Genomic DNA, 24,839 nt, shown 5'->3' with positions numbered 1-24,839 from the left:
GACCTAAGCCCTCGGCAGCATGCGGCGCATGATCAGCGATGCATGCCCGCCGACGCCGTGTGCCGCGTCCCGGCGTTCGACCACTTCGAAGCCATGCTTGCGGTAGAAGGCGATCGCGCGGTCGTTGCCTTCGATCACTTCCAGCGCGATGCTGGGGATGCCGGCATGCGCGGCAAGCACCGCGTGCAAAAGGTCGACCGCGAGACCGCTGCCGAACGCCTGCGGCTCGATATGGAGCCGCTCCAGCATGACATCGCCCTTTGCGTTCATCGCCGCCATGGCGTAGCCGGCGATCGAGCCGTCGGCGCCTTCGGCGACGAAGGACATCTTGTCCTCGTCGTCGAGCTCGGCCGCGAGCTGGTCCGGCGCATGCCTTTCGTCGGAAAGCCGTGCCACGGTTTCGTCGCCCATGATCGGCGCATAGGTCCGCCGCCAGGATTGGCCGAGCAGCCGCGATACATCGGCCAAGTCGTTCCTCGTCATCGCCCGGATGCGGGTCATCTTCGTGGTCCTTGTTACAACCTGAAGATAGGGCGAAGCGCGGGGCGCGGCCAACCCCGCGCGAGCGGCTCCGGATGCAGCAGACGCAAGAGGGATGCCTTTCGGCTCAGGCAGCGCTGGGCGCCGGCAATTCTTCGCGATCGCGCATCTTGCGCCCGAGGATCACCAGCTGGCGCGCCGTGTTGTTGCGCAGGCGGCGCAGCCGCCATTCGAGCCCCGTCTCGATGGTGATCCGCTTGGCGTAGATGCTGGAGCGCATGCCGGCTTTGTCGGTGGCGACCTTCACCGGATCGTCGTAGAAGGCGCAAATCTTTTCGGCGTCCATGCCGGGCGTCGAGAGCCATTGCGGGATATAGGTCGACGCAAGCCGGTCGACGTCGGTCACCACCCGGTTGATGCCGATGCCGGGCGTCGGGCACGTCGTCCAGAACGCGTCGCCGATGGTGACGACGCCGGCGCGACGATGCTGCCTGGTCGTCGTCAGGCTGACCTGCCTCACTTCGACGGCCCCGGCGACGGCGAAGTTGCCGCATTGCCTGGCGATCTCCGGCATCAGCTCGCAAAGCATTTTCTGCGGATTTTCGCGGAACGCCCGCGTCCATTCCTCGGCCACGGTGCGATAGGCGAACATGTTGCCCCGCATGCGGTCGCCGATCGGGAAGACGCTGAGATAGGCGACACGATCCGCCGGGTTCCTGGCGTAGCAGGCAAGGGCCGGGTAGGCGCATTGTTGCGGCGTGATCGCGAGGTCGAATCCGATCGATAGCGAATGCGCCTTCGATTCCTCGACGCGTTCGATGCCGATGGCGCGTCGCACCGCCTCGCCGTAGCCGGTGGCCACCACGAGCAGTCGGGCATCGATGACGGAACCGTCGGTCAGCACCAGGCGCTGCCGGTCCGGCCCGGTCGAAACCTCGGCGACCTTGCCCACCGTCAGCGGCACCTGCCGAGGCAGGGCCTGCCGCATGCCGTTGACCAGCGCGCCGTAGGAGAAAGCAAATTCCCATTTCCGTTCGCGCCGGAAGAACTGGCCGAGGCGGAAGACGTGGATGTCGGTCATCGGCGTGACCAGGGGCCTGATGGCAGGGCCAAGGCCGAGCTTCTCGAACACCTGCATCTGCTTCATGCCGATCTTCTCGGCCCGGAACTCGTCGTGATGCACCAGATGCGGGTCGACCAGCGCCACCTTGCGGCCGGCTTTGCCCAGCACCGCGGCCAAGCTCGTGCCCGCCAGCCCGGCGCCAACGATCGCCACTTCGACTTCGGCCGCGCCAGCCTGGACGGCGGGCGTTTCGCGGCCCTGTGCGGTGCTCATTGTTCTGCTCTCCACAGCCCACGGCGAAATATCTAGAGTAGCTGAAACAATCTCAAGCAACCCAGGCGCGAGCAGGGTAGCAATGGAAAATTAGGTTAATCCGCGGCACTGCCCGACACGTGCCGCCGGTCGATAGCCCGCCGCCGAGCCGATAGAGACGGCAGCGGGCCATTGGTGCGACGGGAGTGCTGTCCCGCCGAGCAGGAGACACTGCTCGCCACGATCTAACTCAGCTTCGCCAAGGATCGCGACTTACGGATTGGTAAGATCGCTCACGATCATGTTCCCGGGCCGGGCCGGCGTCTTGCCGGTTTGGTCGAACGCAGTTTCCCCTGGGTCACGCCCGGCGCCACTCGGTTTTCCCGCCTCGCGGAACCGTCGGCCGAAGATCATCAGGTGCCGCGCGGTATTGTTGCGCAGGCGGCGCAGGCGCCATTCAAGCCCGGTCTCGGTCGTGATGCGCCTGGCATAGATGCTGGCGCGCATGGCTCTTTCGTCGGCGGCGATCTTGATCGGATCGTCGTAGAAGGCGCAGATCTTGTCGGCCGCCATGCCGGGCGTTTCGAGCCAGGCGGGGATATGCGTCGAGCCGAGGCAATCGACGTCGGTAAGCACCCGGTGGATGCCGTCGCCTTGCGCCGGGCAGGTCGTGGCGAACGCATCGCCGATGAAGACGACGCCGTCGCGGCGATGGCCCTGCGTCGTCGTCAGGCTGACCTGCCTCACTTCGACCTCGCTGGCGACGGCGAAGTTGCCGCACCGCTCGGCGATCTCCGGCATCAGCTCCATGAGCATCTTTTGCGGGTCTTCGCGGAACGTCCGCACCCACGGATCGGCGACGGTCCGGTAGATGAACATGTTCGCCCGCATCCGCTCGCCGATCCGGAAGATGGTAAGAAAGGCAATGCGGTCGGCGATCCGCCTTCCATAGAAGGTGAGGGACTGGAGGCCGAATTCCGGCGGGGTGATCGCCAAATCGAAGCCCATCGTCAGCGAATGCGCCTTCGATTCCTCGACGCGCTCGACGCCGATGGCGCGTCGCACCGCCTCGCTGTAGCCGGTGGCCACCACCAAGAGCCGGGCTTCGATGACGGAGCCGTCGGTGAGCACCAGGCGCTGGCGGTCCGGTCCCGTCGAGACCTCCGCGACCTTGCCAATCGTCAGCGGCACTTGCGGAGGCAGAGCCGCGCGCAGGCCGTTGACCAGCGGCGTGTAGGAAAAGGCGTACTCCCAGCCTTGCTTGCGCTCGAACAGCTGGCCGAAGCGGAAGACATGGACGTCGGTCATCGGCGTGACGAGAGACCTGAAGACCGGGCCGAGGCCGAGCTTCTCGAAAAGCCCCATCTGCTCCGCCCGGGTTTTCTCGGCCCGGAACTCTTCATGGTGGATGCGATGCGGATCGACCAGCGCGACCTTGCGGCCCGCCTTGGCGAGCGTCATCGCCAGAACGGTGCCGGCGAGCCCGGCGCCGACGATCGCCACTTCGACCTCGGACCGCCCAGGCGGCGCGCCAGCTGTCTCGTGGTGCTCTGCGATGCTCATTTTCCGTCTCCAGGGGCCGCCGGGATGACATCATGCCGCCGCGTCCTCCAACGCGGCGCCATTGCCGAACCATCTATGAATTCCAGTCCGCCTGCCTCGTTGAGTGTATGCAGCTTGCGGCCGGCCCAGCCGGCGCCTGGGTTGAGGATCGTTTCGACGGTCTGTTCCATGCCGCTATCGTCGAGTCGGGTGACCCGCGCTATGCCGAGCCCGGCGCCATAGCTCCTGCGGCAATCCTGCACCGGGCGCAGGAGCTGGCCGCCGCGGCTGACCATGCGGCCCGCCGGCCGTGCCGAGGCGATGTCGATCAGCAACGGGTTCTTCGGATGCGCCGTCCACGGTCCACGGAAATCCGGCGCCGACCACAGATGCAGCTGGTCCGAGAAGGAGCCGCCGCCGTCGCGCACGGTGGCGAACATCCACCAGCGTCCGCCATGCTCGGTGAGCGTGGCGTCGCTGGCGACGATGTCCGACAGAAGCGTCGCTTCCTTCACCCAGCCGCCCGGGAAGGCGGTGGCGCGGTAGAGATCGACGCTGCGGTTGGCGCCACTTTCCGGAACCATCCACATCTGGCCGTCGCGCTCGAAGACGAAGGGGTAGGAGAGGTGGTAGGGCAGTTCCAGAACCGGTTTCGGGGTGCCGGCCGGTCCGTTCGGACCGAAAGCCACGGCCGAAAGGATCGCCTTGCCGGTGCGGTGGATGTAATCCTCGACGAACAGCGTCACCTGGCCGCGATAGAGCACCGGGAACGGGTCCGCGTAAAAGCGGCTGCCGTCGTCCGGCAGATCGCGCCAGCCCGATTGCGGATGGGCGCGCAGCTCGTAGAGGTCCTTGCCTCCGGTCTCGCGCCAGCCGACCCGCCAATGCGGGGCGTTGTAGCAGAGATGGTATATCTGCTGCACGATGCGGCGCGCCGTCGCCTTCGCCGCACGCACGCCGAGCTTCGTGGCCGACGGCATGGCCGGAGCCGGCGCCTCGGATGACGGTTCGGGCAGCACCGGAAGCGACGAGCGCGCGGCACCGCTGACCGCCGCGACGATCAGGCTGGCGCTACGCGCCAGCCTGTCCTGGAAGGAAGCCAGCGCGATTCCGTGATATTCGGTGCCGAGCCGCCCTTCGGCGACGGTCGCACCGTTCTGTTCCAGACGGGCGAGCGGGGTGCGGCCGGCAAGGATCAGCGCCAGCAGGGCCTCTTCGCCGCAGGCGCCGTCATAGGTCAAGCGCCAGATCCGTCGACGCTGCGGCTCGACATCGCCGATGAGATCGACGGTGATATCGGCCGGCGCGGACGCTCTCGCATGGCCGGCCAGTGTCGAAAGTGGCACACGCCTTGCCGTGCCATTGGCGGGCAGCCGATGGATCAGCGTCTCAAGTTGGAACAGCGCCTCGGCGGCGCGCGGCACGCCGCCCGCCGCCGGCCGGGCGTCGACGGCAAGCTCGACGCCGGGCAGCAGCGACAGCCGCTCAGCCAGCGCCACATGGAAAGCGCGCACGCAATCGCCGTCGAGGCGCAGGGTCAGGCGCATCGCCAATCCCCGGGCGACTCATATCCGGTGCCGGCGGACCAGCCGGCCAGGTCAAGCTCCCGACGCATGCGCACGATGTCTCCAATTTTTACGCTGCACTTAAATTTCTACTGCGTTGGTGCAAACTTCGTGCCAGTACCGCATCAATTTATGAACATAATTAACAGTGTTTTAATCGTTGCCGGGAATAGCTAGGCCAACGCCGCATTTCTCGTCTTGCCGGCCGATGGAGCGTTGTCGGAGCGACCTTTGCAATCACCCCTGCTCATGGTGCCTCAGCCGAACGCTCCGGAGGCGATCGCGCCGGCGCCGGCCTATTACGCGCCCGCGCCTGCCACGGTCGAGCTTGGCGATCTCGGCCGCATCCTGCTGCGCCGGCGCAAGCTGATCTTCGCAACCGTCGCGCTGCTCACCATCGCAACGCTGATCTACACCTTTCTGACGCCGGCGCTCTACTCCTCGACCGCGCAGATCATCATCGATCCGCAAGACCTCCAGGTCGTCACCAACGATGTCAATCCGAGCCGCATTTCGCCCGATGGCGGCATCACCCAGGTCGAAAGCCAGGTGAGCGTGGCCCAGTCGAACGGCGTCCTGCTGCGCGCCATCAAGGCGACCAACCTGACCGAGAACCCGGACTTCAACGGGCAGGGCGGACTTGGCCGCTGGCTGGGCATGTTCTTCGGCTCCGGCGACGGTGACAGGACGGCTGAGACGCTTGATGCGCTGCGCCGCCGCCTGGCGGTGAAGCGCGATGACAAGGTGCTGGTCCTCAACATCATCATCACCGCCAAGAGCGCCGACCTGGCGGCGGAACTCGCCAACGCCATCGCGCAGGCCTATCTCGACGACCAGGCGGAAGCGCGCTCGAAGGCCGCCGCCGACGCTTCCGACGCGATCAGCGCCCGGCTTGATGACCAGCGCAAGCGCGTCGAGGAGGCGGCCAACGCCGTCGAGACCTACAAAGCCGAGCACAACATGGTGATGGCGGCCGGCAATCTGGTCAGCGACCAGGAACTGACCGACCTCAACACGCAGCTGACCGCCGCGCAGACCCGCACCGCGCAGCTCAAGGCGCAGGTCGACCAGCTGCGCCGGCAGGGCGGCGCGCCGGACGCGACGTCGGAGGCGATGCGCTCGCCGGTGATCGCCAGCCTCAGGGCGCAGGAGGCGACGCTGGTCGATCAGATCGCGCAGTTCGGCACCGAGCTCGGGCCGCGCCATCCCTCGATGATCTCCGCGCAGCAGCAGCTGAGCGACCTGCGCAAGCTGATTTCGCGCGAGCTCGGCCGCCTCGTCACCGCCGCCGAGACCGATTACGAACGCGCCTTGGCCAACCAGAAGGCGCTGGAGGCCAAGGTGGCGTCGCTGAAGGGCAAGTCGCTCGACACCGACCAGGCGTCGGTCAGGCTGCGCGAGCTGCAGCGCGATCTCGACGCCGTGCGCACCGTCTATGCCAATTACCTGCAGCGTGCCCAGGAAACGCGCGAGCAGACCAACGTCAACAGCACCAACGCCCGCATCATCTCGCAGGCCATGCCGGCGCTGAAGAAGAGCTGGCCGCCGAAGGGGCTGCTTGTGTTCGGCGCGATCTTCGGCGGGCTGGCGCTGGGCGTCGGCATGGCGCTGATCGCCGAATATCTGTCGCCGACCGTGCTGTCCGCCAACCAGATGCAGTCGGCCATCGAGGCGCCGGTGCTGGGCGTGTTGCCGGGCAAGGCGCGGCGCCGCTCCGGCGGCGCGGCGCAAAAGACCGACGCCGTGGCGGGGCTCGCGCTGCAGCGCATCGCCGCCGCCACCAGGCGTCCGCCGGACTGGCCGCTAGTCCCCTCGATCCTGGTGGCGTCGTCGCCCGAGGACAAGGCCCAGCGGTCGAGGGTTGCATGGCAACTCGCCAACGCGGCGGCGGCCAGGGGGCGCCGCGTGCTGTTCATCGACATCAATGCCGGCAAGGGCCAGAAGGATCCGCAGCCCGGCGTGCTCGACGTGCTGCGCGGCGAATATCCGCTCGACGCGGTCAGCCGCTATGCGCCCGGCAGTTCCGTGGCGCTTATCGGCAGAGGCCGGCCGACCGCGGTGTTCCAGGAAGCGCAGGCGCTCTATTTCGCCCATCGCATGCTGGCCGAGGCCAATCACAGCTTCGAGCTCGTCGTCGTCGACGGCGGCGCGCTGGCGGACGACCTCAACGTCCTGCCGCTGGTCGCCATGGCCGACGAGATCCTGCTCGTCGCTAGGCTGAACGCGACGCCGATGCGCGACGTCGCCTCTACCTCCGAAGCGGTCTCGGTCATGGGGCGGCTGCCGACCGGTGCCATGCTGGTCGACGAGGCGGCCTGACATGGCCTCGACCCTGGCTGGTTCCGCTGGGCCTGTTCCTGCTTCGGGCCACGGCATGGCCGGCCCGCGCACTGTCCCTGTCGACACGCTGACCCGTCTCGGCATCACCGTCGCTGTGCTGCTTCTGTTTTCCGTCTCCGGCGGCATGCTGTGGCTCGCCGGTTACAATTACGACGGCCTGCAGGGCAGTCCGCTGAGCAAGATCCACCCGTCCACCTATCTCTTCGTGCTCGTCTTCGTCTGGCGCTCCTGCACCTTCGGCAATCCGGTCGGTTATGCCGTCTACGTCGCCAACAAGCGGCCGGCCACGACGCTGATGGCGGTGATCTCGACGGTGCTTCTCTTCGTCGTCATCCTCAGGCAGCGTCCCGGCATGGCCGGCATGATCGACACGTTCGTCGCGCCGGCGCTGCTCGTGCTGCTGCTCAGCGAGGATGACGAGAAGACCTTTGCCCGGCTGCAGACCGTCATCCATGTCGTCATGACCGTGAATGCGCTGCTGGCGCTGTTCGAGTTCGGCACCAAGCATCTCGTGTTCCCGTATCGGTTCGACGGCGCGGTGTTCGTCAACGATCTGCGCTCGACGGCGTTGCAGGGGCACCCGCTCTCCAATGCCACTGTCACCTCCATCTATGTGCTGTCGCTGCTGTCCGGCTCGCGTTCCCTGTCGACGCCGCTCAGGCTGGCGCTCGTCGGCCTGCAGTTCTGCGCGCTGGTCGTCTTCGGCGGCCGCTCGGGAATGGTGCTGACGATCCTGCTCGGCGGCGTCTATTTGCTCATCCGCGGCGTGGCGCAGCTCACGACCGGACGCGTCAACCTGCTGGGCGCTGCGCTGGTGATCATGCTCGCCGCGCTGCTGCCGCTGGCGCTCGCGCTCGCCGGTTACTACGGCTTCTTCGACGCGCTGCTCGAACGTTTCGTCTCCGACAGCGGCAGCGCCAATGCCCGCGTCGAGATGTTCGATCTCTTCAGGCATCTGGAACTGCGCGACCTGATCGTCGGACCCGATGTCGACCTGCTCGACAGCATGCGCCGCATCAGCGGCCTGGAACAGGGCATCGAGAACCCGATCCTGCGCCTGACACTTTACCAGGGGGCGTTCTTCACGCTTCTGATCTTCTTCGGCTTCGCGCTGTTCATGCACGAGGTCGCGCGCCGCTGTCATCCGGGTATCTGGCTGCCGATGCTGGGCTGGCTCATCCTGCTCAACACCTCCGAAAGCATCGCCTCCAAGACGACGCTGATGACCAAATTCGTGGTGATGGCGCTGGCGCTTTATCGGCCGGCGAGGGTTGTGCGTCAACGGATGCAGGCATAGCGCTCTACGGCGCCCCCCCTGTCCTGCCGGACAGGGGGGGGCGCGACGGAACTCCGCAACTCGCATTATGCGTTCACAGGCTGACCAGCCTCACTCCTCCGTGTCCCAAGCAACACCAGCGGCACCGCGACCAGATTGATCGCGATCACCGAAAGCCAGATGGCGCCCGGCCATTCTCTTCGCGTGGCGAAGTAGAAAGTCGAAAAGGCGAGCGGGGCGACTATGGAGGCGAGGCTGACGGCCGAAGCCAGCACGCCCTGCAACTGCCCCTGGCGTTCCGCATCGACCTGCCTTGTCGCCAGCGCCTGGAAGGCCGGCGTGCCGATGCCGGAGAGTGCGAAGACCGGCATGATGGCGAACACCATCCAGCCTTGGTCGGCGAAGGCCATTGTGGCGAGGGCGATGCAGGCAAAGCCGATGCCGGCGACGAAGGCCTTACGCTCGCCGAGCAGCCGCGCGGCCGGACCGGGCAGGAAGGCCTGCGCCAGCGTCTGGCAAAGGCCGAATGCGCCCAGCGAAAGTCCGATCCAGAGGCCGTTCCAGCCGAACGTGTCGAAGCCCCAGAGCGCCCAGCAAGTGCCATAGGCCTCGCCGGCGCCGGAGAGGATGAAATAGACCAGAATGATGGGAAGCAACCCTTTCATCGAAAACACCCAGCGCAAGGGCTTCAGCGGGTTGAGCGCTGCAAGATCGATCCTCTGCCGGGCCGGCATACGCGGCTCCGGCAGGACGAAGACGGCCAGGAGCAGGTTCGCGGCGTTGAGCAGCGCGGCGGCAATGAAGGGCAGCCGGATCCAGTGGTCGCCGAGCACGCCGCCCAGAACCGGCCCGATGATGAAGCCGATGCCGAACATGGCGCTGAACAGGCCGAAGCGGCCGGCGCGCTTATCATGCGGCGTGATGTCGGTGATGTAGGCCGTTGCCACGGAGATGTTGGCGCTGGTCAAGCCGGCGATGGCGCGACCGATGAACAGCATCCAGAGCTGCGGCGCGAAGGCCATGATAAGGTAGTTGATCGCGGCGCCCGCCAGCGAAATCAGCAGGACCGGACGGCGACCCAGATTGTCGCTCAAGGCGCCGAGGACCGGCGCGAAGAGGAACTGCATCGCCGCGTAAAGCGCGGTCATGATGCCGATATACGCGACGATATCGGGGCTGTGCGTCACCTCCTCGAGGAGGCGCGGCAGGATGGGAAAGACGAGCCCGATGCCGACGGCGTCGAGGCAAATGGCGGCAAAGATGACGATGACGGGTTTGTTCATGAGGGATTGATCTCCGGGAGTGAAGGCCGTCTTGCTCATGGCGGCAAAGGGGTCGAACCTCGCCCCGCCTGGGCATCAAACGTCGGTATACTGAGTTTAAATTTATACTGAGTACATATATCGGCGATCGATGGCGCGGAGTCAATGGAAATATGTACTGAGTACAAAAATCATGCTACCGGAAGCCATGCCAGAACCGTCCGACCGCCGCTCCAGAAAGCGCCTCGCCACCAGCAAGGCCATCTCCGATTCCGCCACGCGCCTGTTCATGGAGCGCGGCTTCGATCATGTGACGGTGGACGAGATCGCCGAAGCCGCCGACGTCGGGCGCATGACGGTCTTCAACCACTTCCCGCGCAAGGAGGACATGTTCTTCGACCGCGACGAGGAGGGGCGCGAGATGCTGCGCGAGGCCGTGCGCCGGCGTGAGGCCGGTGTCGCGCCACTGGAGGCGTTGCACCTGCTCGCGCGCAGGCTGGTCGCCGAACGCAGCCCGGTAGTCGAATTCTCCGCCAGAAGCGAGCGCCTGGTGCCGACGGTCGCCGGCAGCGAAACGCTGAAGGCGCGGGCGCGGGCGATCCGCGACGAACTGGCCGACCTGGTGGCTACGGCGCTGGCCGAAGCGGTCGGGCGCGATCCCGCCGATCCCGACGCGCAGCTCGCGGCCAGCCTGCTGCTGGCAACGTGGACTGTCGCCTTCCTCGAGGCGCATCGAACCTTCCGGCAGACCCGCAGCCGGGAGAAAGCGAACGATGTTTTCCTGGCGCTCGTCGACAAGGGGGCTGCAGGCCTGAAAGCCGCGATGACCGGCACGCCTTATCTGTGAGCAATGCAGGCTCGACGTCCCGAACGAAGCGCGGGCTGTCGGCCAGCTCTTGGGTGAAACCAGACCTTTAGCGCGATTTATTGATTCAACAAGTCAAGCGCGCGGCATCGTCAGCCCGAGCGCTTCGACCATCGCCGGGTCGAGCGCGCGCGTGGTGTCATCCATCATGCCCATGCCGTCGAATAGGTCCCAGAATGCCCAGGGGAAGCCGGCGGCTTCGGCGCTTTGCCGGACATCGGCGATGTAGCGGGCGCGGTCGGGATTGGGCGCTGCGGTGTATCGGGCATCGGTGCGCAGCGCGCCGAATTCACCCATGATGATGCGCTCAGGCGTGATGCCGTTTCTGTCCGCCCAGTCGCTCACCTGCTTCAGGTAGCCGTCGATGAAGCGGCGGTCGGGCTGGGCGTCGAAATAGACTTTCAGCACCTTTTCGGTCTCTTCGTAGGCGGCCCTCTTGGCCTCGTCGGACCTTTCCGTGTCCGCAGCCATCCTTGCCCTGACCGAGGCCAGCGTCTTGTCGAGCGAGCCCGCCGAAGCCGGCCACGGCACGTTGTTCAGCGCGCGGTACACCGGCTCGCGCATCCACGGCGCGCCCTGATGGCTGAACAGATAGGGTTCGTAGAAGTGGAAGGTGAACAGGATCGGCTCGAATTCCGCCAGCGGCGCCGGATCGAGCGCGGTCAGCCCGCGCACCATCGAGCCGCAGCCGCCGGTGGCGAGCAGCGGCAGCTTTCGCGCCGAGCCCCGCGCGGCGGTCAGAAGCGCGGCCTGAACCGTGAGCCAGACATCGGAAGAACAGTCCTGCGGCGGTTCGTTGACCGGCTCCAGCGCGACCCTGCCGGGCGCCATGCCTTCGAGCATGCCGGCCACCTCGCCGACGAAGACGTGGTAGCGCGCAAACTCAGGCGCGCTGGTGCTGGAATACATGGGGTCGGGATTCCAGTAATGCGTAGCGCCATTGGCTTGAACGTTGACGATGACGCCGAGATCGGCGGCGACGGCCGCGTCGATCGCCGCGCTCAGCATTGCCATGAGGTCGGCGCGCTGGCCCGCATCGGCTGCAAGGAAAGGGCCCGGATCGACGGGCAGGCGGATGAAATCGAGGCCGCTGGCGCGCAGCCGGACAAGGTCGGCCAGTGTCGGCACCGGCCGCTGCGATTGGAAGGGCGGCCAGTCATAGTCGGTGCGGGGCGCGGGAAATTCGCGCGTCAGCGCAAACCACGGCCAGGTGTTGACGCCGCGCCTGAAAGGCCATGCGCCGGTTGCGGCCTGCGCCGAATATGAGAGTGGCGAGACCACTGTCGCCAGTGGCGCCGTTGCCGCGGCCAGTGCTGCGCCGAGGATACGGCGGCGCGACCAGCCGGCCGTGTGTGGGCCAGTCATGCGTGCTTGGCGCGGTCGGCTTTCGCCGGCGCGGCGGTGGCAACGCCGAGCTGCCGCAGCGCTTCCTTCTCATAAGCGCTAAGCACGTCTTCCCAGCGGAAGGCCTCGCGGGCGCGGGCCCGCGCCGCCTTGCCGCAGCGTGCCGCCAACGCGTCGTCGGCCAGCGCCTCGTCGATACGTTGGCTCAGGGTCTCGGTGTCGCTGAAATAGATCGCCGCATCGCCGGCGACCCAGCGGTTGTAGCGGTTGTCATGCGCGATCACCATGTTGCCGGCGGCCAGCGCCTCGACCAGCGAGGGGTTGGTGCCGCCCACAGTATGGCCGTGCATATAGGCGCGCGCATGATAGCGCAGCGCCTTCACCACCGCCTGGTCGTAGATCGCGCCCGGCATGATCACCGCGTTGCCCGCCGCAGCGCGCACGGCGCGGTGGTAAGGAATGTCGTCATTGAGCGTGCCGAGCACCACCAGCTTCATGTCGCCGCGATCGCGGCGGCGGAAGGCTTCGATGATCGGCAAGATGTTGTTGTCGGGCTCGATCCGCGCGATCGAGACCAGATATTTGCCAGGCTCGAGCCCGAGCGCGCGAATGGGTTCCTCCGGCGCCGAGGTCACCGGGTCCGCGCCATAGGCGATCGTGGCGATGGCGCTGCGCTGCCGCCTTGTCGCCAGATGGTCGGCGATCGCCGGGTGGTCGGCGACGAGCCGGTGCGAGAGCCAGGCGCCGATCCATTCGTTGAGCCAGAACCAGCTGCGCGCCGCCGGTCCCCATTTCGGCCGCCGCCACTCGATGCCGTCCATATTGGTGAGGATCTTGCGCCCTCTGAGCCTCAACCAGGTCAGGAACACCGCGCCGTTATAGCCCAGCACCAGGCAGACACCCGGCCGCCTGGCCGCGTCGAGCACGCACTGCCAGTCGAATTCCAGCGTCGCGCGCGGACCCTTGGAGGCAACCTCGATGGTGATGAGCTCGATGCCGCGCCAGGTCTCGCTCGTCACCCTTTGACCGACGCGCTCGACCTCCTTCTGGCAGTAGACGCCGACCTTCCAGCCGCGTCCGGCCAGGAAAAGCGCCAGCCGCTCGGCGAAGGTTTCGAAGCCGCCGTGAGAAGCCGGAATGCCGCGCGTCCCCAGGATCAGGATCGAAGGCTTTTCGATCAGGGTGGAAGGTCGTTCCGGTTTCAAAATAAAGGATTCCCCGGGGTCCGGTCATGGTTGTTGTTAAATCAATGACACGCCCAGCAACTTCCGTGCCAGGGTACCCCCAGGGCGAATATTCACATGAAGGTGTAAAATTTCTCTTCAGAACGCATGGCTTGCTTCATTATCGGTCAACTTTCGCGACGTATCTGTATCGATACGGGGCACGGCCGGGTTCCTGGGTCGCAGCAGGGCGTTCAAGACCCGGCATGATCCTTGCTCCCGGGCCTGCAGTGGCCACCGCTGGGTAAGGCGGCGTGCGGATTTGGCATGAAGTTCCTTCCGCGCTTGAAGGGTCCGGTGCTGAGCGGACCCGGGGTGCAAGGTGGAAAAGATAGCGATGCGCATCGCCTGCGTTCATCAGGGCTACGAGCTCTATGGTTCGGACCGCAGCTTCGCGGAGAGCGTGGCTGCGCTGCGCGCCGCGTTTCCGGCCGCCGAGATCGAGGTCGTGCTGCCGCGCGAGGGGCCGATCGTCGATATCCTCAAGCCGCATGCCAGCCGCATCGTGTTCGAACCGCTCTGGGTGCTCCGGCGCCAGGCGATGCTCAAGCTCGCCACCATTGAGATGGCGCGGCTGCCGGCGGCGCTCTGGCGCGCCTGGCGGCGCATGCGCGACAACGACCTGACCTATATCAACACCTCGATCATCGCCGACTATGCGCTGGCCGCGCGGCTCCTGCCGCGCAAGGCGCTGCTGCACATCCACGAGATCCCGGAAGGCGTCCTGCGCAAGGTGCTTGTCGCGCTGATGAGCTGGAGCAAGGCGGATCTGATCTTCAACTCGCGCGCAACGCGCGCCACCTTCGGCGATCCGCCGGCCCTCGATGCCAAGGGGCGGCGCACACATGTCGTCTACAACGGCGTTGCCGGTCCCGCCGCGGCCCTGCCGGTGACCTATGATGGCAGCCGCCCGCTCAAGGTCCTGCTGCTTGGCCGCGTCAACCGTATCAAGGGGCAGGAGGTGCTGCTTGATGCCGTCGCCTCGCTTCCCGCCGAATTGCGCGACCGCGTCGAGGTCCGCCTGGTGGGCGGTGCCTTCGAGAGCATCGAACGCGAGCAGGCGTTGGCTGAACTGGTCGGGCGCATGGGGCTGACCGGGCATGTCGAGGTGCTGCCTTTCGTCTCCGACCCCGCCGACCATTATCGCTGGGCCGACATCGTCGCGGTGCCGTCGCGCCGCCCGGAGTCGCTCGGCCGCGTCGCCATCGAGGCGATGGGCTGGGGACGGCCGCCTCTGGTGTCGGCGATCGGCGGGCTGGTGGAAGTGGTGGCCGATAGCGAGACCGGCTGGCATGTGCCGCCGGGCAACTCAGCCGCCCTTGCCGGCAAGCTCGGCGAAATCATCCTGCGGCCGGATCTGTGGCGCGACTTCGCCGCCGCCGGTCGCGCGCGCTATGAGGCGGTCTTCAGCGAGCCGATCGCCGCCGCCGCGATCGTGGCGATCGTGGCCGACAAGCTTAAGGCGACGCCGCCGCGGCAGGGGCGGGCGCGTGTCGCCCGCGAGGCGGAGACGAGCCCGTGAAGTTCACCTTCCCGGCCCATCTGGTGCGGCGCCTCATGCTGATGATCGGCGGCGAGGCGATGCAGAGCGGCTTCCATTTCGCCCTCAACATCGCGCTGTTGCATCTTTTGTCGGCCGAAGGTTACGGGCTCTTCGCGCTGGCCATGGTGATGGGCGGCGTCGGCTTGTCCTATATCCGCTCGCTCACCGCCGTTCCCGCCACAATATGGATGAGCAAAAGCGCCAACAGCGCCGGCGTCGACGCCTACGACGTGACCTTCGGATCGGCGGCGCTGGTGGTGGCGCTGCTGATGGCATTGGGCACCGGGCTGCTGATGCGCCTCCTGGGCGACCCGAGCGGCATCGGCGCCGCCTGCTTCGTCGGAGCCTGGTCGCTGCGCAGCCATATGCGCACCGCCTTCTTCGCGCGCCGCATGCAGCTCGTCGTCTCCATCAGCGACGCCGTGTTCACGATCGCGGGCATAGTGCTCGCAGGAGCGGCGATCTGGTTCTTCGCGGACGCGCTTCAGGCCACCTTCTACGCGCTTACCGCGGCCAATATGGTCGGCATCGCCGTGCTGGTGAGGCTGGCGCGCCGCAGGCTGCGTATCTCCTTCCGGGCCCCGACCTTGCGGCGCTATGCAAAGCTCTGGCCGCAGCTTTGCTGGTCGGGGTTCAGCGCCACCACCACCAACATCCAGGGGCAATGCCTGGCCCTGCTGGTCGCCGGCATCGCCGGACCCGCGGCTTACGCGCCGCTGGCGGCGGTGCTGGTGCTGTTTGCGCCGCTGCGCATCTCCAGCCTTGCCTTCTCGAACATGACGCAGCCGGAACTCGCAAAGCTGGTGCGCAACAAGGAGTTCGACCGCGTGTGGACGCAGGCCAAGATCTGGGCGCTCGTCATGGGGCTTGGCAGCCTGGCCTATGGTTGCGGCATCCTGTTCATCTTGCCGATGATCAAATCCCAGGCCCTGCAGCATGCCTCGGTCGGGCTGATCGGGCTTTTCGCCATCGCCAATTATGTACCGATTATGGCCTATGTCATGCCGCGCGTGGTCCTCGAGATCCTCGGCGATTTCCGCATCGTCGCATTCATCACCATGGCCGGCGCGATCGTCGGGCTGGCGACGATCGGGATTCTGCTGGCCATCGCGCCGTCGACATGGTCGCTGGCGGGCGCCGCGGTCTCCGAGACCTTCGTGCTCGTGGCCTCATGGTATTTCGCTGCTCACCGTATGTGGAACTCCAAGCACCCGAACGAGCAGCGCCCCAGCGTGTTCGGCGCCTGGCGCCGCGCGGCCACGCTGGCAGTGCAGAGACGATAGGAGAATGATGTGGTAAGCCAGGCAATGCCGATGGCCGCAATGACGACCGGCTTGGCCGACGATGAGGCCGCACCGCACGCCGCCGGCGCCGCCAGCGGCGCTTACGTGGCGCAACTGCACACCAGTCTCGAAGCGGTCAAACCGCTCTGGCTGCGTCTCGAGACAGAGGGCGTGTGCACCGGCCACCAGCATTTCGCCTGGGCCGAAGGGATCGTCGAAGGGCTCGTGCCGCAAAAAGCCGATCTCGCCATCGTCGAGGTGAGGGACGCCGCCACGGGCGAGCCGAGGATGCTTGTGCCGCTGATGCGCCGCCGCGCATTCCACCATTGGGTGATCGAGTGGCTGAGCTGCGGCGTGTGCGACTATTCCGCGCCTTTGCTCGCCGACGCGACGCCGTGGACCAGGCAATCCGCCGAGGCTGCCTGGACGGCTGTGCTTTCCGTGCTGCCGCCGGCCGACCGCATCCACATCGTCGGTATCCCGAAGGAGGTCGGCGGTGTCGCCAATCCCCTGGCGCTGCTTGCGCCGGCGCGCGATTCCATCCACTCGCACTACGGCATCGCCATGGACGGCGACGCCGAAACCGTCGTCAAGCGCATCTGCCGACCGTCCTTCGTCAAGGCGCTCAACAAGGACTTGCGTCGGCTCGATCGCAATGGCGGCCTGGCCCTGGTCGAGGCCGACACGCCGGCCCTTGTGGACTCCATCTTCGGCAAGCTGGTCGAGATGCGGCTCAGCCGTTTTCGCGAGCTCGGCCGGTTCGATCTGCTCGCGCAGCCGCCGGTGGTCGATTTCTACCGCGAAGCCGCGCATCGCGGCCTGACGGACGGTTCGGTGCGGATCTTCGGCCTGCGCGCCGGCGAGGTCATGGTCGCGGTCCAGTACCTGGCGGCTCATCTGGGCACCTTGCATGCGCTTCTGATCGCGATCGACCAGGGCGCGGTGCCCAATGTTTCGCCCGGGCTCTGCATCATGGGCGAGCTGATCCGATGGGGGCGCGGCGCCGGCTTCGACTATTTCGACCTGTCGGTCGGCAACCAGAGCTACAAGGAACATATGGGCGCGGTGAAGTCGGTTCTGTCCGAACTTTGCTATGGCATTACACTGAAGGGCGTGGCGGCGAGCGAGGCCATCAAATACCGCGGCCGGGGCGTGGCTTTCGTGCGTGACAACCCGCGCCTGTTCAAGGTCGCGCAGGAGTTCATGCAGCGCTGGCGGCGACTGCGGGCGCCGCGGTGAACGGCAGCCTGCGTCCGGCAAATTGACTCATATTGAGCTCTCCGCCATGTTTATGGGCGGCCGCATCTCCAGCGGCGGCGTGTTCGAGTGAGGCCATGGTCAGTCCTGTCGCCAGAGAAAAGTCCCGCCGCGCCGCGGTGAAGACCGCGCTCGACCGCCACAGGGTCTATGTCACCGCGCAGCGTTTTTCCGGCGGTTCCTACAGCGCCCGCGTGCTGGTCGACGGCGAGGCCTACTGGGTCGACGAGTTCCGGCTGAGCCAATTGCGGCAGGGGCTGACGCCGGCCGAGCTGGAACTGACGCCGGCGATTGACGATTGATCCAGTTCCCTTGCTCCGCCGCGATGTAGGAAAATCCGAAATGCTGGCGGGACAGCATCCCCCTCTGTCCTGCCGGACATCTCGCCCGCAAGGGGGGAGATCAGATGTCATCACCGCTTTCGCCAATCGCCAACGCTGCAGAAGAGGCGCCGGCAGCCAAGCTGCCAATCTCCTCCCTTGCGGGCGAGATGTCCGGCAGGACAGAGGGGAGAGCGACGGAACGCGGCGCCGGCAAGGCGAGCTTGCCATCCCTCCCGCCTGACCCATGGCCGCCAACCTCAAACCCTACCGCGCCAAGCGCGAATTCTCCCGCACGCCCGAGCCGGCGGGCAGCCTCGCGGGCGGAGAGGGCAACCGCTTCGTCGTCCACAAGCACCACGCCACGGCCGACCACTACGATCTTCGCCTGGAAGTCGGCGGCGTGCTAAAAAGCTGGGCGGTCCCGCGCGGTCCTTCGCTCAACCCGGCCGACAAGCGTCTCGCCGTCGAGACCGAGGACCATCCGATCGAATATATCGACTTCGAGGGCGTCATCCCCGAGGGCGAATATGGCGGTGGGCCGATGATCGTCTGGGACACCGGCACCTGGGCGCCGATGGAAGATGTCGAGAAGAGCCTCAAGACCGGCGCCTTCAAGTTCCGCCTTGCCGGCGAGAAGCTCAATGGCGGCTGGATGCTGACGCGGCTGAAGCCCAAGCCCGGCGAGGATGAGAACAAGAAGAACTGGCTGCTCTTCAAGGAGCGCGATCTCGCTGCCGATTCCAAGCTCGACATCCTCGAAGCGCGGCCGGAAAGCGTGAAATCGGGACGGCACATCGAGGAACTGGTCGCCGTGAAGAAACCGCCGCGCTTGCCGCCGAAAGCCGGTTCGCTGAAGCCCGGCGCGCTGCCCGGCGCTGTGAGAGGCGACCCGCCAAGCCGCGTCGAGCCGCAGCTCGCCACGCAGGTGCCGAAACCGCCGGGCGGCGATGATCCCGCCGGGCGCACCGGCGAGCTCTGGCTGCACGAGATAAAATTCGACGGCTACCGCACCATGGCGCATGTGGTGGATGGAACGGTGAGATTGATGACCCGCGCGGGCATCGACTGGACGAAACGCTATGGCGATCTCCCGCAGGCCTTTTCGCGGCTGCCGGTCAGCCGGGCAATCATCGACGGCGAGATCATGGTGCTCGACGACAAGGGCATCTCGCGCTTCGCGCTGCTGCAGGACGCGCTGGCCGAGGGCGCCGGCTCGAAACTGCATTTCTACGCCTTCGACCTGCTTCACCTCGACGGCTGGGACCTGCGCAAGGCGCCGCTGCAAAAGCGCAAGGCCCTGCTTGCCGAACTGCTCGCCGGCCAGGCCGCCAACGCCGCCATCCAGTATAGCGACCATGTCGAGGGCGACGGCCGCGGGCTCTACCAGCAAGCGACGGAACTCGGGCTGGAAGGCGTCGTTTCCAAACGCGCCGACGCCATCTACCAAAGCGGCCGCACCAAGAGCTGGACCAAGGTGAAGGCGCAAGAGAAAGGCGACTTCGTCATCGCCGGCTACACCGTTTCCGACCGGGCTGAAGGGTTGGCGGCGCTGGGCATGGCCGAATTCGAGAATGGCGAACTGCACTATCGCGGCAAGGTTGGCACCGGCTTCGACAGCGATATGGCACGGGATCTCCTCGCCCGGCTGGAACGGCTGACCGCCGGCGCTACGCCGCCCGAAGGCGCGCCGCGCGAGATCATGCGCGAGATGCACTGGGTGAAGCCGCTGCTGTCGGCCCGCATCCACTATGCCAACCGCACCGCCGACAATTCGCTGCGCCACGGGGTCTTTCGCGGCCTGCGCGATATCGGCGGGCTCACCACGCCGGTGCCGGTCAAGCGCAAGCGGCTGATCGCCGAGTCCGATCTTGCCACCATCTGGGTGACCAATCCGGAACGGCGGCTGTTCGGCAAGACCGGGCCGACCAAGCTCGACATCGCCGTCTATTACGCGCTGGTCGGCGATTTCATGCTGCCGCACATCATCGGCCGTCCGGTCTCGCTGGTGCGCTGCCCGACAGGGCGGCCGCAGGATTGCTTCTTTCAGCGCCACGCCTTCACCGGCATGCCGCCTTCGGTGGCGGTGTTCGAGAGCAGCAATTCGGAAGGCGAGACGAAAACCTATCTCTCGGTCGAGGACGCCAAGGGCTATCTGGCGCTGGCGCAGTTCGGCGTGGTGGAATTCCACACCTGGGGCACGCACCGGTCAAAACTCGACAAGCCCGACCAGATCGTCTTCGACCTCGACCCCGGCGAGGGGATTTCCTGGCGCGAGGTGGTGGAGGCGGCGGTCCACATCAAGGGCGGGCTGGAGAGCCTTGGCCTGGTGCCTTTCGCGAAAACCTCCGGCGGCAAGGGTATCCACATCACCGTACCGGTGACGCGCAAGCAGAACTGGAAGAAACTGCACCAGGTGAGCAGCGCCATTTCGACTTTGCTGGCCGCGAGCGCGCCCGACACCTTCACCACCACGATGGGCAAGGAAAACCGCAAGAAGCGCATCTTCATCGACTTCCACCGCAACGCCCGCGGCCACACCTCGGCCGCGCCTTACTCGCTGCGCGCCCGCACCAACCTGCCGGCCTCGACTCCGGTAAGCTGGACCGACCTGGAAACGATCGACGCGCCGGAGGACCTGAACTACGCCTCGCTGCCGGGGCTCCTGGAGACGTCCGGCGATCCCTGGGCGGAGATCGATGAGGCGGCCAGGGATTTGCCGGTGGTGGAGAATGGGCTGTAGCCTCTCGGCATCGTCGTTCTAGGGTCTGCGCGCGTGCCTTCGCTCCTTGCTCCGCCCTAGAACGACGAAATGTCGAGGCCTTCAGCCAATCGCCGGCGTCTCAATTCCTCTCCATCGACGCTCGATACAATTTGAACTATCCTCCGTCGCAACTCCGCCCGAAAACACTTCGCTAGGGTTTTACCGCTACGATCAAAGGTCGGTGTAGGATTTCCACGGCGCTGTTCGTCCTACGGACGAAGCGCTGCAAAGAGCATGGTCCAAAACGTGGGAACCGGTTTTTGGACAAGACCATGCTCCAACATAGTGTCAGTGCATGGCCGCGTAGGAGTTCATCATGGCGCCCAGGGCAAGTTGGAAAGGTTACCTCAAGCTCAGTCTCGTCAGCTGTCCGGTCCGGCTCTATCCGGCCACCAGCGCGAGCGAGCGCATCTCGTTCAACCAGTTGCACAAGAAGACGCATAACCGCATCAATATGAAGCCGGTCGATCCCGAGCTCGGCCTCGTCGAGCGTTCGGATTTAGTGCGCGGCTACGAATATGAGGACAAGCAATATATCATCATCGACGACGCCGACCTCGATGCGGTGAGGATCGAATCCAATCATACGATGAACATCGAGGCCTTCGTCGACGAGGGCGAGGTCGACGTCATCTACCAGGACGCGCCCTATTACCTGGCGCCTGACGGCGCCATGGCCGAGGAAACCTTCGCGGTGCTGCGCGAGGCGATGCGCAAGTCCGGCAAGGTCGCCATCGCCCGCCTGGTGCTTTCCAGCCGCGAGCGCGTGGTGACGATAGGCGCGCGCGAGAACGGCATGTTCGTCTGCACCTTGAGGAACCCCAACGAAGTGCGCGGCACCACTGAATATTTCGGCAACATCCCCGATGCCAAGCCAGACGCGGAAATGCTGCAGCTGGCCGAGGCGCTGATCAAGCAGAAGGAAACCCACTTCGATCCGAAGAATTACGAGGATCGCTACGAGGTGGCGCTGATGGCGATGATCCGCGAGAAGCTCAAAGGGCACAAGCCGATCATCGCGGCGGCGCCCGAGCGCGGCAATGTCATCAACCTGATGGATGCGCTGAAAGCGAGCCTCTCGCAGCAGGCGAAGCCCCCGGCCAAGTCGAAGAGCAAGGCCGAGGAAGCACCCGTAAAACCCGCCAGGAAGGCGGCCGCCGGCGGCGGCGCGCCTGAGAATCCGCTGAAGGCGAACCTGTTGAAGGCCGTCGGCAAGAGCAAGAAGTGACGGGAAATGCAGGGCCAGTGATCGTTCCCGGCGCCGTCTTCGGCGTCATCGGCGCGCTAGCCGCCTTTCCGCTGCGGCTTGCCGTGCGCGAGGTCGAGCGCCGCCACGCGGAGCTGAGGCGCGGCGTCACCCGCCGCACTTCACATGTCGTGTTCGGCCGCGCGCTTCTCGCCAAGGCGACGAAAGCCGGCGATGTCGAGATCGAGCGCCGCGCGAAGGCCGAGCGCGAAGCCGGCCGCGCCCTGGTCAGCGAGAACGGTTTCCTGCGCCTGCTTGGGCTGATGAAGGCGCCCGAAGCGTCCTCGCTCTCCAGGCAATCGCTGATCGATCAGTCGCGGCTTGCCGGCGGCGATCTCGACATGTTGTCGCTGTTCGACGCCTTCGAGCATGACGCCGAGCCTTATTCCTTCCGCGACCTGATCCTGGCGAGGAAATATGCCGGGCTGATCGCCAGCGGTGCGTCCTGGGGCGCGATTGCGCGCTCTGTCCACCGCTCCGGCCCGGTCGCGTCGCTCACCGCCAAGTCGCTCAACCTCGGCTCGCAGCATGGCCGGCCCGACACGATCTATCTCGACGAGGGCCGAAGCGAGCTCGACGGCCAATTGCTGTTCGATCTCGGCCCGCCGGAAGACGACACGCTGGAGGAGCTCTTCGCCGAGGCGGAGATGGCGGAAGAGGAGGGGCGCCACGACGATGCCGCGGCCCTTTACCAGCGCTGCCTGGCGATCGATCCCAAGGATGCGATTGCCGCCTTCAACCGCGCCAACTGCCTGCGCGGCGCCGGCCGGATTGCCGAGGCCGCGCATGATTACGCGCGCGCGATAAAACTCGACCCGGGCTTCGTCGAAGCCTGGTTCAATCTCGCCGGCCTGATGAGCGACGAGGGCAAGGTGGCGTCCGCGCGCAGGCATCTGCAGAAGGCGATGGCGCTCGACAAGACCTACGCCGATCCGGTCTTCAATCTCGCGCGGCTGGAGTTCGACGGTGGCAATCTCGTCGAAGCTCGGCGGCTGTGGATGCGCTATCTGGAGCTGGATGCGGTATCCGAATGGGCGCGGACTGCGCAGAAGGGGATACAGTTCGTGGATCTGCATATGGCACGCACGGCGGGGTGACGATGATTGGCGAAGGCCGTCGCGACAGCCAATCTCCCCCCTTGTGGGGGAGAAGTCCGGCAGGACAGAGGGGGGCGCTGTCCCGCCGGCCTCTCAACCTCTTGCGGCCGCCGGTTCTGGAGTTGTCTTCATGTAAGCGGCGAAGCCGGTATTCCTTCGCGCCCCCCTCTGGCGTGCCGGACATCTCCCCCACAAGGGGGGAGATCAGCAGCTTCGCCGTCGCGCCGGGAACAATCCCATGACCACTTTCCTCTTCGACGGCTTCGACACCGCCCCCGTCACCATCCTTCTCGCCCACGGCGCCGGCGCGCCGATGGATTCGCCTTCCATGACGGCCACCGCCAAGGCGCTCGCAGCGGCCGGTTTCCAGGTCGCGCGCTTCGAGTTCCACTACATGGCGGCGCGCCGCTACGGCCATCGCAAGCCGCCGCCGCGCGCCGAGACGGTGAACCCGGAATATGTGAAGGCGATCCTCGACCTGCGCGCCAAGGGCGTGACCGGCAAGCTGATCATCGGCGGCAAGTCGATGGGCGGCCGCGTCGCTTCGATGGTCGCCGACGAGATGTACGCCAAGGGCGAGATCGCCGGACTGGTCTGCCTTGGCTATCCATTCCATCCGCCGGCCAAGCCGGAGCAGTTGCGCACGAAGCATCTCATCGACCTGAAAACGCCGACGCTGATCTTCCAGGGCACGCGTGATGAGTTCGGCACCAAGGACGAGGTCGCGACCTACGGGCTTTCCCCGGCCATCGAGGTGGTCTGGTTGGAGGATGGCGACCACGACTTGAAGCCGCGCAAGGCGATCTCGGGTTTTTCGACGGCGGATCACCTGAAGACGGTGGCGGAGACGACAAAGGCGTGGGCGGAGCGTCCACATCGGTCGTCATCCTAGGGCGAAGCAAGGAGCGAAGCGACGCGCGCAGACCCTAGGATCCATGCCGTGACGTTAAAGCGTTGCAACGGTTCAGGATTTTGCTCCGCCCCGTTTCACAGCGAAGGTCACGGCATGGGTCCTCGGGTCAAGCCCGAGGATGACGAAGCGAGGGGTGTCCTCGGCAAATGAAACTCGCCACCTTCAACGTCAACAACATCAACAGCAGGCTGGAAAACCTGCTGGCTTGGCTCGCCAAAGCAAAGCCCGACGTCGTCTGCCTGCAGGAACTGAAGTCCCGCGACACCCAATTTCCGCTGACCCGGCTCGCCAAAGCCGGCTATGGCGCGGTGTGGAAGGGCGAGCCGGCCTGGAATGGCGTGGCGATCCTCGCGCGCGGCGCCGAGCCCGTCCTGACGCGCGACGCGCTGCCCGGCGACGATGCCGATCGCCAGGCCCGCTACATCGAGGCGGCGGTCGACGGCGTCGTCATCGCCTGTCTCTATGCCCCCAACGGCAACCCGCGGCCGGGGCCGAAATTCGACTACAAGCTCGCCTGGCACGAGCGCTTCGCGGCGCATGCGGAGCAACTGCTCGACACCGGCCTGCCGGTGGTGCTGGCCGGCGACTTCAACATCGTGCCCGAGCCGCGCGACATCTATGCCACTCGCTCTTATGACGATAACGCGCTGGTGCAGCCCGAAAGCCGCGCCGCCTTTGCCGCGCTGATCGAGCAGGGCTGGACCGATGCGCTGCGTAAGGTTTTTCCCAGGCAAGAAAAACTCTACACCTTCTGGGATTATCGACGGAACCGCTGGCCGCGCGACGCGGGCCTGCGTCTCGACCATATATTGCTGTCAAAGAAGCTGGCGCGGAAACTGAAAGCGGCCGGCATCGACCGCGACGTGCGGGGAGGCGACAATCCCAGCGATCATGCGCCGGTCTGGGTGGAGTTGGGGTGAGAAAACAAAAATCCCCGCCGTAGCGGGGATCGTTGAGAATCAAAATCCTGAGTGCCCGATCATGGGGGCGGAGCGGGCGGAGGCGAGCCCGCCACAATCGCGGAAAGCTTGCCTCTGCGGATCAAAACCGGCTTCTCGTAAGTCTTCTTCATGAGTTGCCCTCCAATACTCCAGCAGATGATCTCAGATGAGTGGTTTCTGTCAAGCATTCGACCAGAGCGGCCGTTCGACACCTGGGGAAAGCCTCCTGCCGGTAGAACCGTGGTCCAATAGTTTCGATAGCA

At 65.9% G+C, this 24,839-nt stretch carries 19 protein-coding genes; 12 read left to right on the top strand and 7 right to left on the bottom strand.

Annotation, left to right across the window (positions count from 1 at the left end; genetic code table 11):
• Positions 1–3: 3 nt before the first annotated feature.
• The 4 genes from FJ430_RS24510 to FJ430_RS24495 form a co-directional block, all read right to left on the bottom strand.
• Positions 4–501: a GNAT family N-acetyltransferase gene (locus tag FJ430_RS24510; protein WP_140710865.1), complete on the bottom strand. Its 498-nt coding sequence runs from the start codon at positions 499–501 to the stop codon at positions 4–6.
• 106 nt (positions 502–607) lie between these two features.
• A complete protein-coding gene (locus FJ430_RS24505) occupies positions 608–1,816 on the bottom strand; it encodes an FAD-dependent monooxygenase (RefSeq protein WP_140710868.1) in 1,209 nt (402 codons plus the stop codon).
• Positions 1,817–2,068: 252 nt separating this feature from the next.
• Positions 2,069–3,358, bottom strand: a complete 1,290-nt coding sequence (locus tag FJ430_RS24500; RefSeq protein ID WP_140710870.1) for an FAD-dependent oxidoreductase — start codon at positions 3,356–3,358, stop codon at positions 2,069–2,071.
• Positions 3,355–4,884: a formyl transferase gene (locus FJ430_RS24495; protein ID WP_140710872.1), complete on the bottom strand. Its 1,530-nt coding sequence runs from the start codon at positions 4,882–4,884 to the stop codon at positions 3,355–3,357. The genes FJ430_RS24500 and FJ430_RS24495 overlap by 4 nt, the downstream gene beginning before the upstream one ends.
• A gap of 249 nt (positions 4,885–5,133) precedes the next feature.
• On the opposite strand from FJ430_RS24495, the gene FJ430_RS24490 reads away from it, so the two are divergent.
• Positions 5,134–7,221 (top strand): GumC family protein, encoded by a 2,088-nt coding sequence (locus tag FJ430_RS24490; protein WP_140710874.1) that lies wholly within the window; start codon positions 5,134–5,136, stop codon positions 7,219–7,221.
• Between the two features lies 1 nt (position 7,222).
• Positions 7,223–8,539 (top strand): VpsF family polysaccharide biosynthesis protein, encoded by a 1,317-nt coding sequence (locus FJ430_RS24485; RefSeq protein ID WP_210242123.1) that lies wholly within the window; start codon positions 7,223–7,225, stop codon positions 8,537–8,539.
• A 65-nt stretch (positions 8,540–8,604) separates the two neighbouring features.
• On the opposite strand, the gene FJ430_RS24480 is transcribed toward FJ430_RS24485, so the two are convergent.
• Entirely contained in the window at positions 8,605–9,801 is a 1,197-nt protein-coding gene (locus FJ430_RS24480; RefSeq protein ID WP_140710876.1) for a TCR/Tet family MFS transporter, read from the bottom strand.
• A gap of 187 nt (positions 9,802–9,988) precedes the next feature.
• Here FJ430_RS24480 and FJ430_RS24475 point away from each other — a divergent pair, with 187 nt between their 5' ends.
• Positions 9,989–10,627 carry a TetR/AcrR family transcriptional regulator gene (locus FJ430_RS24475; protein ID WP_140645470.1) on the top strand — a complete coding sequence of 213 codons (639 nt, stop codon included), beginning with the start codon at positions 9,989–9,991 and terminating at the stop codon, positions 10,625–10,627.
• A 93-nt stretch (positions 10,628–10,720) separates the two neighbouring features.
• On the opposite strand, the gene FJ430_RS24470 is transcribed toward FJ430_RS24475, so the two are convergent.
• On the bottom strand, positions 10,721–12,010 hold the full coding sequence (locus FJ430_RS24470; protein ID WP_140710878.1) for a glycoside hydrolase family 5 protein: 1,290 nt from the start codon (positions 12,008–12,010) through the stop codon (positions 10,721–10,723).
• Positions 12,007–13,194, bottom strand: coding sequence for a DUF1972 domain-containing protein (locus FJ430_RS24465; protein WP_226891881.1), 1,188 nt, complete (start codon positions 13,192–13,194; stop codon positions 12,007–12,009). The genes FJ430_RS24470 and FJ430_RS24465 overlap by 4 nt, the downstream gene beginning before the upstream one ends.
• Before the next feature lie 340 nt (positions 13,195–13,534).
• Here FJ430_RS24465 and FJ430_RS24460 point away from each other — a divergent pair, with 340 nt between their 5' ends.
• The 9 genes from FJ430_RS24460 to xth all read left to right on the top strand — a co-directional run bounded on the left by FJ430_RS24460 (position 13,535) and on the right by xth (position 24,555).
• On the top strand, positions 13,535–14,734 hold the full coding sequence (locus tag FJ430_RS24460; protein WP_226891879.1) for a glycosyltransferase family 4 protein: 1,200 nt from the start codon (positions 13,535–13,537) through the stop codon (positions 14,732–14,734).
• Positions 14,731–16,038 (top strand): hypothetical protein, encoded by a 1,308-nt coding sequence (locus FJ430_RS24455; protein WP_140710882.1) that lies wholly within the window; start codon positions 14,731–14,733, stop codon positions 16,036–16,038. The genes FJ430_RS24460 and FJ430_RS24455 overlap by 4 nt, the downstream gene beginning before the upstream one ends.
• Before the next feature lie 30 nt (positions 16,039–16,068).
• Positions 16,069–17,277, top strand: coding sequence for a GNAT family N-acetyltransferase (locus tag FJ430_RS24450; RefSeq protein WP_226891878.1), 1,209 nt, complete (start codon positions 16,069–16,071; stop codon positions 17,275–17,277).
• A 95-nt stretch (positions 17,278–17,372) separates the two neighbouring features.
• On the top strand, positions 17,373–17,597 hold the full coding sequence (locus FJ430_RS24445; protein WP_140710884.1) for a hypothetical protein: 225 nt from the start codon (positions 17,373–17,375) through the stop codon (positions 17,595–17,597).
• 265 nt (positions 17,598–17,862) lie between these two features.
• Complete coding sequence (ligD, locus tag FJ430_RS24440) at positions 17,863–20,358, top strand: DNA ligase D (RefSeq protein ID WP_140710030.1); 2,496 nt, start codon at positions 17,863–17,865, stop codon at positions 20,356–20,358.
• Between the two features lie 337 nt (positions 20,359–20,695).
• Positions 20,696–21,607 carry a Ku protein gene (locus tag FJ430_RS24435; RefSeq protein ID WP_140652088.1) on the top strand — a complete coding sequence of 304 codons (912 nt, stop codon included), beginning with the start codon at positions 20,696–20,698 and terminating at the stop codon, positions 21,605–21,607.
• Between the two features lie 17 nt (positions 21,608–21,624).
• Positions 21,625–22,722 (top strand): tetratricopeptide repeat protein, encoded by a 1,098-nt coding sequence (locus FJ430_RS24430; protein ID WP_140710158.1) that lies wholly within the window; start codon positions 21,625–21,627, stop codon positions 22,720–22,722.
• 238 nt (positions 22,723–22,960) lie between these two features.
• Positions 22,961–23,614, top strand: coding sequence for an alpha/beta fold hydrolase (locus FJ430_RS24425; protein ID WP_140710032.1), 654 nt, complete (start codon positions 22,961–22,963; stop codon positions 23,612–23,614).
• Positions 23,615–23,781: 167 nt separating this feature from the next.
• Positions 23,782–24,555: an exodeoxyribonuclease III gene (gene xth / locus FJ430_RS24420; protein WP_140710034.1), complete on the top strand. Its 774-nt coding sequence runs from the start codon at positions 23,782–23,784 to the stop codon at positions 24,553–24,555.
• The last annotated feature ends 284 nt before the right edge of the window (positions 24,556–24,839 follow it).

Source organism: Mesorhizobium sp. B2-8-5 (assembly GCF_006440675.2).
Lineage (GTDB): Bacteria > Pseudomonadota > Alphaproteobacteria > Rhizobiales > Rhizobiaceae > Mesorhizobium.
This window is presented reverse-complemented; position numbering and strand designations above follow the sequence as displayed.

What these genes read in the sequence shown, in the direction of transcription:
- FJ430_RS24450 (WP_226891878.1), top strand. Translation starts at nt 16,069, where the DNA reads ATGGCCGCAATGACGACCGGCTTGGCCGACGATGAGGCCGCACCGCAC.
- FJ430_RS24495 (WP_140710872.1), bottom strand. Translation starts at nt 4,884, where the DNA reads ATGCGCCTGACCCTGCGCCTCGACGGCGATTGCGTGCGCGCTTTCCAT.
- FJ430_RS24480 (WP_140710876.1), bottom strand. Translation starts at nt 9,801, where the DNA reads ATGAACAAACCCGTCATCGTCATCTTTGCCGCCATTTGCCTCGACGCC.
- ligD (WP_140710030.1), top strand. Translation starts at nt 17,863, where the DNA reads ATGGCCGCCAACCTCAAACCCTACCGCGCCAAGCGCGAATTCTCCCGC.
- FJ430_RS24425 (WP_140710032.1), top strand. Translation starts at nt 22,961, where the DNA reads ATGACCACTTTCCTCTTCGACGGCTTCGACACCGCCCCCGTCACCATC.
- FJ430_RS24485 (WP_210242123.1), top strand. Translation starts at nt 7,223, where the DNA reads ATGGCCTCGACCCTGGCTGGTTCCGCTGGGCCTGTTCCTGCTTCGGGC.
- xth (WP_140710034.1), top strand. Translation starts at nt 23,782, where the DNA reads ATGAAACTCGCCACCTTCAACGTCAACAACATCAACAGCAGGCTGGAA.
- FJ430_RS24500 (WP_140710870.1), bottom strand. Translation starts at nt 3,358, where the DNA reads ATGAGCATCGCAGAGCACCACGAGACAGCTGGCGCGCCGCCTGGGCGG.
- FJ430_RS24510 (WP_140710865.1), bottom strand. Translation starts at nt 501, where the DNA reads ATGACCCGCATCCGGGCGATGACGAGGAACGACTTGGCCGATGTATCG.
- FJ430_RS24505 (WP_140710868.1), bottom strand. Translation starts at nt 1,816, where the DNA reads ATGAGCACCGCACAGGGCCGCGAAACGCCCGCCGTCCAGGCTGGCGCG.
- FJ430_RS24445 (WP_140710884.1), top strand. Translation starts at nt 17,373, where the DNA reads ATGGTCAGTCCTGTCGCCAGAGAAAAGTCCCGCCGCGCCGCGGTGAAG.
- FJ430_RS24475 (WP_140645470.1), top strand. Translation starts at nt 9,989, where the DNA reads ATGCCAGAACCGTCCGACCGCCGCTCCAGAAAGCGCCTCGCCACCAGC.
- FJ430_RS24435 (WP_140652088.1), top strand. Translation starts at nt 20,696, where the DNA reads ATGGCGCCCAGGGCAAGTTGGAAAGGTTACCTCAAGCTCAGTCTCGTC.
- FJ430_RS24470 (WP_140710878.1), bottom strand. Translation starts at nt 12,010, where the DNA reads ATGACTGGCCCACACACGGCCGGCTGGTCGCGCCGCCGTATCCTCGGC.